This is a genomic window from Thioalkalivibrio denitrificans (assembly GCF_002000365.1).
Classification (GTDB): domain Bacteria; phylum Pseudomonadota; class Gammaproteobacteria; order Ectothiorhodospirales; family Ectothiorhodospiraceae; genus Thioalkalivibrio_A; species Thioalkalivibrio_A denitrificans.
This window is the reverse complement of record NZ_MVBK01000089.1, coordinates 1-8,755: the sequence shown is the minus strand read 5'-3', so window position 1 is coordinate 8,755 and position 8,755 is coordinate 1. Positions and strand designations below refer to the sequence as shown.

The 8,755-nt window shown below is 63.6% G+C and carries 9 protein-coding genes and 1 pseudogene; 7 read left to right on the top strand and 3 right to left on the bottom strand.

From position 1 onward, the window contains the following. A pseudogene (locus B1C78_RS13595) lies at positions 1 to 419 on the bottom strand (hypothetical protein); the annotation flags it as partial. A gap of 166 nt (positions 420 to 585) precedes the next feature. Here B1C78_RS13595 and B1C78_RS13590 point away from each other — a divergent pair. Together B1C78_RS13590 and fabA are read left to right on the top strand one after the other, a co-directional pair. Beyond that, a complete protein-coding gene (locus B1C78_RS13590) occupies positions 586 to 906 on the top strand; it encodes a hypothetical protein (RefSeq protein WP_077279717.1) in 321 nt (106 codons plus the stop codon). Positions 907 to 1,027: 121 nt separating this feature from the next. Then, entirely contained in the window at positions 1,028 to 1,540 is a 513-nt protein-coding gene (gene fabA / locus B1C78_RS13585; protein ID WP_077279716.1) for a 3-hydroxyacyl-[acyl-carrier-protein] dehydratase FabA, read from the top strand. Between the two features lie 331 nt (positions 1,541 to 1,871). On the opposite strand, the gene dcd is transcribed toward fabA, so the two are convergent. Both dcd and apbC read right to left on the bottom strand, forming a co-directional pair. Beyond that, positions 1,872 to 2,438 (bottom strand): dCTP deaminase, encoded by a 567-nt coding sequence (gene dcd, locus B1C78_RS13580; RefSeq protein WP_077279719.1) that lies wholly within the window; start codon positions 2,436 to 2,438, stop codon positions 1,872 to 1,874. Positions 2,439 to 2,518: 80 nt separating this feature from the next. Continuing rightward, positions 2,519 to 3,610: an iron-sulfur cluster carrier protein ApbC gene (gene apbC / locus B1C78_RS13575; RefSeq protein ID WP_077279715.1), complete on the bottom strand. Its 1,092-nt coding sequence runs from the start codon at positions 3,608 to 3,610 to the stop codon at positions 2,519 to 2,521. Positions 3,611 to 3,855: 245 nt separating this feature from the next. On the opposite strand from apbC, the gene metG reads away from it, so the two are divergent. From metG to rsxA, 5 genes are all read left to right on the top strand, one after another. Further along, on the top strand, positions 3,856 to 5,910 hold the full coding sequence (gene metG, locus B1C78_RS13570) for a methionine--tRNA ligase (protein ID WP_077279714.1): 2,055 nt from the start codon (positions 3,856 to 3,858) through the stop codon (positions 5,908 to 5,910). A gap of 81 nt (positions 5,911 to 5,991) precedes the next feature. Beyond that, positions 5,992 to 6,615, top strand: coding sequence for a methylthioribulose 1-phosphate dehydratase (locus B1C78_RS13565; protein WP_077279713.1), 624 nt, complete (start codon positions 5,992 to 5,994; stop codon positions 6,613 to 6,615). Next, entirely contained in the window at positions 6,612 to 7,154 is a 543-nt protein-coding gene (locus B1C78_RS13560) for a 1,2-dihydroxy-3-keto-5-methylthiopentene dioxygenase (RefSeq protein WP_077279712.1), read from the top strand. The genes B1C78_RS13565 and B1C78_RS13560 overlap by 4 nt, the downstream gene beginning before the upstream one ends. A gap of 145 nt (positions 7,155 to 7,299) precedes the next feature. Further along, positions 7,300 to 7,974, top strand: a complete 675-nt coding sequence (gene mtnC, locus B1C78_RS13555) for an acireductone synthase (protein WP_077279711.1) — start codon at positions 7,300 to 7,302, stop codon at positions 7,972 to 7,974. 122 nt (positions 7,975 to 8,096) lie between these two features. Beyond that, entirely contained in the window at positions 8,097 to 8,675 is a 579-nt protein-coding gene (gene rsxA, locus B1C78_RS13550) for an electron transport complex subunit RsxA (RefSeq protein WP_077279718.1), read from the top strand. The last annotated feature ends 80 nt before the right edge of the window (positions 8,676 to 8,755 follow it).

Sequence of the window (8,755 nt, the reverse complement as noted above, 5' to 3'; positions counted from 1 at the left end):
TCCGCCACGGTGCGAAGCCAGGGCGGTTCAGCGGGCGGCATGTCCTCGGCGGCGTGGTAATCCTGCTCCAGGCGCTGTATCTGCTGATGCATGGCGCGCTGAAGCACCGGATAGCCACCCAGGTCCCGGTTCACCCGGTCGTGCAGTGCGCGCAGTTCGCGATGCAAACGGTGATCGAGACGCTCCCGTTCCGTACTGCGCAGGTAGGCCCGTTGGCGGAGCTCCACGTGACGTCCCGTCGCACGAAGGGCGCGTTGACTGAAGCGCAGCAGGCGGTCCACACCACGATACAGGGCGATCCCGAACGGCTCGATCCAACGCCGGCCGGCGTAGAGCACCACGATCAGCAGGACGATCCATATCAGCACGGACACGGCCAGGGATTCGGCCCAAAGGCCCGGCAGAGCTTGAACGGACATGACTACCCCCACGTTGTTCTCAGGTCCTTCTGCGCAATCCATGCGGTGCGGCATACGCCGGCACAGTGTAACGGTTCGGGCCGCACCGGCCTCAAGTATTCCCTCCCCCTGCCGTCAAGCATATCAGGGACACGCCCGAACCGGGCCAAGCAGGAGACCTTTGACCATGCAGATCAGCCAGTCGACACGCTCGTGGATCACCTCCCCCGCCTACCGGGAAATCCCGGAAATGACGGCCGGGGCGGCCGTTCTGGGATTCCTGCCGGCCTTTCAGGATCTGTCCACTGAAGAGATCCACCTGTCGGTCAACGAGGACGGCACCCTGGCCGCAGTGCACCTGCTGGACAATCTTCCCGATCACTGGGTCGTGGAACGCGACGAGAAGGGCCGCATCACCGCTCTCAAGGAAGGCATCATCGCGGGCTTCATGCGTCAGGGCCGGTTCTACACACGCGCCCAGCTTTCGCGCCTTCCTTGGGACAGTTGAAGGCAGCGCGCGGCAAGTCTCGAGCGACAGGCACAGGCCGGCCCTTAATCCTGCCGGCCTTGTGCCCACATCGATAATCCGGTCCAATAGGCCGCTCCCTGACTATCGGCCGGAATCCCTCATGCGCGTGGAAAGCTTTGATCGCGACCAACTGCTGAAATGTGGCTATGGCGAGATGTTCGGGCCCGGCAATGCACAGTTGCCCGTGCCCAACATGCTCATGATGGACCGCATCACGCGGATCGCCGATGAAGGCGGCATTCACGGCAAGGGTGAGATGAAGGCGGAGCTGGATATCCACCCGGACCTGTGGTTCTTCGAGTGCCATTTCCCCGGCGACCCGGTGATGCCCGGCTGTCTGGGCCTGGACGCCATGTGGCAGCTGGTGGGTTTCTACCTGGCCTGGCTGGGCAATCCCGGCCGCGGCCGCGCGCTGGGCGTGGGCGAGGTGAAGTTCTTCGGCCAGGTGCTGCCGAAGGCGAGCCGTGTCACCTACCAGGTGGACATGAAACGCATCATCACCCGCAAGCTGGTGCTCGGCATCGCCGACGGCTCCGTCAGCGTCGACGGCCGCGAGATCTACACGGCCAAGGACCTGCGCGTGGGCCTGTTCACCTCCACGGAAAACTTCTGAGTTTCGTTGCTCGAAAGGCTGTTTCGACCACGAAGCTCACGAAGCGAAAAGCATTCCTCTCGCAAAGACGCGAAGCACGCAAAGAAATTCATAGGGCTGTTTGAACGGGATTTCTTGTGGGTCCTGGCCAAGACCCATGGTTCTTCGGGCTGCGATCACCTCGTGGAAACCCATAGGGCGGCCCGTGGCCGCCATCGGGTGCGGGCGTGGCACGCCGGCGCGGCGGGCACGGCCCGCCCTATTCCAATCGGCTTTTCTTTGCGTGCTTCGCGTCTTTGCGAGAGATATGTCTTTTCTTGCTCTTCGTGAACTTCGTGGCCAACCCGTCAGCTCAAGTCTTCGGCAGGGTGACGCCGCGCTGGCCCTGGTACTTGCCGCCGCGGTCCTTGTAGGAGGTCTCGCAGACCTCATCGGATTCGAGGAAAAGCATCTGCGCCACGCCCTCGTTGGCGTAGATCTTGGCCGGCAACGGGGTGGTGTTGGAGAACTCCAGCGTCACGTGCCCCTCCCATTCGGGCTCGAGCGGCGTGACATTGACGATGATCCCGCAGCGCGCATAGGTGCTCTTGCCCAGGCAGATGGTGAGCACCGAGCGGGGGATGCGGAAGTATTCCACCGTGCGGGCGAGCGCAAAGGAATTGGGGGGGATGATGCAGACGTCGGATTTCACGTCCACGAAACTGCGCTCGTCGAAGCCCTTGGGGTCGACGATGCTGGAGTTGATGTTGGTGAAGATCTTGAACTCGTCGGCACAGCGCACGTCGTAGCCGTAGCTCGAGGTGCCGTAGGAAACGATGCGCTCCTCACCCACATGCCGCACCTGCCCGGCCTCGAAGGGCTCGATCATCCCCTGCTCCGCCGCCATGCGGCGGATCCACCGATCCGATTTGATTGACATGAATGCCAGTCCCAAGGGCAAGCCACAAGCGGCGTGGGTTCCTTACCTTGCCACTTGCCACTTGAGACTTGCCACTGAATTTAAGTGTTCTGAATGACGATGCTCGGAAACTTGGAGCTGTAGTCCCGGGACTGCATGGCCAGTCGCGCAGCGGCCCGGCGGGCAATCTCGCGATAGATCTCGGCCACGCGCCCGTCCGGGTCGGCGATCACTGTGGGCTGACCGCCGTCGGCCTGCTCGCGGATGTGGATGTCCAGCGGCAACGCGCCGAGCATCTCCACGCCGAACTCCCCGGCCATGCGCTCACCGCCGCCCTCACCGAAGATATGCTCCTCGTGCCCGCACTTGGAACAGATGTGGATGCTCATGTTCTCCACGATGCCCAGCACCGGCACCTCCACCTTCTCGAACATCTTCAGGCCCTTGCGGGCATCCAGCAGGGCGATGTCCTGGGGCGTGGTGACGATGATCGCACCGCTGACCGGGATCTTCTGTGCCAGGGTCAGCTGCACGTCGCCGGTGCCCGGGGGCAGGTCCACCACCAGGTAGTCGAGATCGTGCCAACGGGTGTCGCGCAGCAGCTGCTCCAGGGCCTGAGTGACCATGGGGCCGCGCCAGATCATCGGCGTGTCTTCCTCGATGAGGAAACCGATGGACATGGCCTGGATGCCGTGGTTCTCCATCGGCTCCATGCGCTGGCCGTCGCGGGACTCGGGGCGGCCCGTGATGCCCAGCATACGGGGCTGGCTGGGGCCGTAGATGTCGGCGTCCAGAATCCCCACCTTGGCACCCTCGGCCGCCAGGGCCAGGGCCAGGTTCACCGCGGTGGTGGATTTGCCCACACCGCCCTTGCCTGAGGCGACGGCGATGATGTTCTTGATGCCCTCCAGGGGCTTGAGATTCTTCTGCACGGCGTGAGCGGTGATGCGGGTCTCCACCTTCACCTCCACGTCGGACACGCCCTTGATGGCGGCCACCTTGTCGCGCACCTGGGTGCTCAAGGCATCATGGGCGCCCCCGGCGGGGTAGCCGAGTTTCAGGTCCACCGCCACGCGGCCGCCGTCGATGCGGATATCCCCCACTTCACCGGCGCCGACCAGATCCTTCTCGACGTAGGGATCCTGGATCTCCTTGAGCGCGGTCTCAACCTGCAGTCGGGATACCTCGGACATGACTGAACTCCTTGGTCAGTATCGAATTCTGATGCAAATGGAACCCGTGACGCCTCGAAAGGCCGGGAACAGGAGTCGGGATTCTACACCAAGGTGGCCCCGGCAAAAAAACCACCCCAAGTGGGGTAAGGAAGGCCTTTCGGGGCCCGCTTGCCGTCACACCGGTCCCCGGTGGGCTCCTGTCGGTGGCCAAGCACTGTGCAACCTGCTAACTTAGCTCACTTTTCCTGCCGATTCGTGCACCTATGACCCCCAAGCCAGACAACAACGCCGTGAAGCGCCGAATCCTGGTCACCAGCGCCCTGCCCTACGCCAACGGCCCCATCCACCTGGGCCATCTGGTGGAATACATCCAGACCGACATCTGGGTACGTTTCCAGCGTCTGCGTGGGCACGAATGCATCTACGTGTGCGCCGACGACGCCCACGGCACACCCATCATGCTCAAGGCCCGCGCCGACGGCGTCGAGCCGGAGGAACTGATCGAACGCGTCGGGCACGAGCACCGGGCGGATTTCCACGACTTCCACGTGACCTTCGACCAGTATCACAGCACGCACTCCCCCGAGAATCGCCACTTCGCTGAACTCATCTATACACGGTTGCGCGACGGCGGCCATATCGACCGGCGCACCATCCGCCAGGCCTACGATCCGGAAGCGGGCATGTTCCTCCCCGACCGCTTCATCAAGGGCGAGTGCCCGCGGTGCGGCGCCGCCGACCAGTACGGGGATTCCTGCGAGGTGTGCGGTGCCACCTACGCCCCCACGGACCTGAAGAACCCGGTTTCGGCCATTTCCGGGGCCGCCCCCGTGGAAAAGGAATCGGAGCATTACTTCTTCCGACTGGCCGACTTCTCGCAGATGCTGCGCAAGTGGACCGCCTCCGGCAGCCTGCAGCCGGAGATCCGCAACAAGCTGGACGAATGGTTCAGGGCGGGGCTGTCGGACTGGGACATCTCCCGGGACGCCCCCTACTGGGGTTTCGAGATCCCGGACGCGCCGGGCAAGTATTTCTATGTTTGGCTGGACGCGCCCATCGGCTACATGGCGAGCTTCAAGCGCTACTGCGAGGCGCACGGCCTGGACTTCGACGCCTGGTGGCGGCCCGACAGCAGCGCCGAACTGCACCACTTCATCGGCAAGGACATCGCCTATTTCCATACCCTGTTCTGGCCGGCCATGCTCCATGGCGCGGGCTTTCGCACGCCCACCGCCGTGCATTGCCACGGATTTCTCACCGTCAATGGCCAGAAGATGTCCAAGTCGCGGGGCACCTTCATCAAGGCACGCACCTACCTGGATCACCTGAATCCGGAATACCTGCGCTACTACTTCGCCGCCAAGCTCGGGCCCGGCGTGGACGACATCGACCTGAACCTGGAGGACTTCATCGCCCGGGTGAACAGCGACCTGGTGGGCAAGGTAGTCAACATCGCCTCCCGGTGCGCGGGTTTCATCAACAAGCGCTTCGGGGGCCGGTTGGCGGACAGCCTGCCGGATGCGGACCTCTACGAGCGCTTCGCACGCAGCCGCGAGGAGATCGCACGCCTCTACGAGGGCCGGGAATTCGGCCAGGCCATGCGCGAGATCATGGCGCTGGCGGATGTCGCCAACCAGTATATCGACGAGCACAAGCCCTGGGTGCTGGCAAAGACAGAGGGCAACGAGGACCGCGTACAGGCGGTCTGCAGCCAGGGGCTGAACCTGTTCCGGGTGCTGATGACCTACCTCAAGCCCGTGCTGCCGCACATGGCGGCGCGGGCCGAAGCGTTCCTGAACGTGGGACCGCTTCACTGGAACGATGTGGCCGAACCCATCGGCGGGCACCGGATCAACGCCTTCGAGCCCCTCATGATCCGCGTGGACCCGGCGGCCGTGGAGCAGCTGCAGGCGGCCTCCCGGGAGGATCTGGCATCCGCCGGCGGTGAAGATGCGGCACCGAAACAGGCGCTGGAAGGCGGTCCCATCGCGCCCGAGATCGGTATCGAGGATTTCGCGAAGGTGGACCTGCGCGTGGCGCGTATCCTGCGGGCCGAGCACGTGGAGGGGGCGGACAAGCTGCTGCGCCTGAGCCTGGACCTGGGAGGCGAAACCCGTCAGGTGTTCGCCGGCATCCGGTCGGCCTACGACCCGGCCACCCTCGAGGGCCGGCTCACGGTCATGGTGGCCAACCTGGCCCCGCGCAAGATGAAGTTCGGCACCTCGGAAGGCATGGTCCTGGCCGCGGGCCCCGGTGGCAAGGACATCTTCCTGCTGACCCCCGATGACGGGGCACGGCCGGGCATGCGGGTGAAATAGATCCGTCAGTTGTCCGTTGTCAGTGGTCAGTGGTAACCCCCAACGACGGACAACTGACCACTGACTACGGACAGCCTTTAAATGAACGAACAGGACCCTCAATTCATGGCACGTGCCGCAGAACTGGCGGCGGTGGGACGCTTCTTTTTCGACCGGGGCTGGGTGCCGGCCACGGCGGGCAACTTTTCCGCGCGCCTGGACGACAACCACATGGCCATCACCGTGTCCGGGCGCCACAAGGGCGAGTTGAGCGAGCGCGACCTGATGGTGGTGGATCTGGACGGCAACGTCATCTCGGAAGGCAAGCGGCCTTCGGCGGAGGCCTTCCTGCACATCATCATGTACCGACGTTCCCGTGAGATCGGCGCTGTACTGCACACCCATTCGGTGAACGCCACGGTGCTGTCCAGGCTTTCGCCTGACGGACTGATACTGGAAGACTACGAGGTCGCGAAGGCCCTGCCCGGCATTGATACGCACGAGACGGCACTCAGGGTGCCGGTGTTTGCGAACGATCAGGACATCCGCCAACTGGCCGCGCGGGTGGACGACCTCATGAACCGCGAACCCGGCGTCGCCGGGTACCTGATACAGGGCCACGGCTTCTACACCTGGGGCGCTGACGTGGAGGCCGCGCGCCGGCACATGGAGGCCTTCGAGTTCCTGTTTGAATGTGAAGTGCTCACGAGGAGGATGCTGGCATGAGCGAACTCACCATCTATCCGGACAACGCCCCGGACAATCCGCAGCGATTCACCGGGTTCGAGGATATCCGCCGGGAACTGGACGCCATCGGCATCCGCTTCGAGCGCTGGGATGCGGGAAAGCCGGTGGCGCCCGATGCCTCCCAGGAGGACATACTGGAGGCCTACCGCGAGGACATGGACCGGCTCATGCGCGAAAACGGCTTCAAGACCGCGGACGTGGTAAGCCTGACGCCAGACCACCCGCAGCGCGAGGCGTTGCGCGCGAAGTTCCTGGACGAACACACTCACAGCGAGGACGAGGTGCGTTTCTTCGTGGACGGCCAGGGCCTGTTCTACATCCACAAGGATGACAAGGTCTACGCCGTACTGTGCGAGAAGGGCGACCTGATCAGCGTGCCCGACAACACCACCCACTGGTTCGACATGGGCCCGGAACCGCGCTTCACCGCAATCCGCCTGTTCTCAAACCCGGAAGGCTGGGTGGCCAACTTCACCGGCAGCGACATCGCCAGCCGCTTTCCGAGCTTTGGCGAGTGAAGGCGCAACCGCGACGCAAAGCCGCGAAGACGCAAAGGGGCGCAAAAATTCTCATCTTTGAACCCAGAAAGGATCTTCTTTGCGAATCTCTGCGTCTTCGCGTCTTTGCGTCGCGGTTGATTCCTTCGAACCCGAAGGCCAGCACATGACCAGAATCATTATCACTGACATCGAAGGCACCACCTCCAGCCTGTCCTTTGTGAAGGACGTGCTGTTTCCGTATGCCCGGGCGCACCTGCCGCAGTTCGTGCGCACCCACGGCGGGGATACGGAGGTGAAACGGTTGCTGGCGGATGCGCGCACTTATGCGGGCGCGGACCTGAACGACGAGGCGCTCATCGAGCGCATGCTGGCCTGGATCGACCACGATCAGAAGATCACGCCGCTCAAGGCGTTGCAGGGACTGATCTGGGATGAAGGCTACCGCCGCGGCGACTTCCAGGGGCATGTCTACGACGACGCCGTCATACAACTGCGCAAGTGGCACGATCAGGGCATTCGGCTCGCCGTTTACTCCTCCGGATCGGTGCATGCCCAGCAACTGCTGTTCGGGCACACGACCCACGGGGATCTCAATCCGCTCTTCGATGCCTATTTCGATACCCGTATCGGCGGCAAGCGTGACACCGCCTCCTACAAGGCCATCGCCGCCGAACTGGGTGCAGAGCCCGGCGATGTGCTGTTTCTCTCCGACTTGCGCGCCGAACTGGACGCCGCCGCCGAAGCAGGCATGAAGACCACGGCCCTGGACCGCGCCGGCACCGGCGAAGACTTCGGCCCACATCCGGTGGCGCGGGACTTCCATGAGGTCGGGCTCTAATTGACCGAGATCATGAAACCGCGACGCAAAGCCGCNNGCGGCTTTGCGTCGCGGTTCAACTGAATTCCCATAGTCGCGACCCGGTTGCAGCACTGTCGGAGGCTGCCGGATACTGACGAATGATGACCGAATACGCCCTCATCCTGATCGGCACCGTGCTGGTGAACAACTTCGTCCTGGTGAAGTTCCTGGGGCTGTGTCCGTTCATGGGGGTGTCGCGCAAGGTGGAGACCGCCACGGGGATGGGGCTCGCCACCACCTTCGTGCTCACGCTCTCCTCCGTGTGCAGTTATCTGGTCAACGAGTACATGCTCGCGCCGCTGGGGCTCGAGTACCTGCGCACCATCGCCTTCATCCTGGTGATCGCCGCCGTGGTGCAGTTCACCGAGATGGTGGTGCACAAGACCAGCCCCCTGCTCTACAACGTGCTGGGCATCTTCCTGCCGCTCATTACCACCAACTGCGCGGTGCTTGGCGTGGCGCTGCTCAACGTGCAGGAGGCCCACGGCTTCATCGAGTCGGCCCTCTACGGTTTGGGTGCCGCGGTTGGCTTCTCGCTGGTGCTCATCCTGTTCGCCTCCATGCGTGAGCGGGTAGCTGTGGGTGACGTGCCGCTGCCGTTTCGGGGCAATGCCATCGCGCTGATCACGGCCGGCCTGATGTCCCTGGGGTTCATGGGCTTCGTCGGCCTGGTGAGGTAGACCATGCTGACCGCCGTCCTTGCGATCAGTCTGCTGGCCGCCGTATTCGGGCTGCTGCTCGGCTATTCAGCCGTGCGATT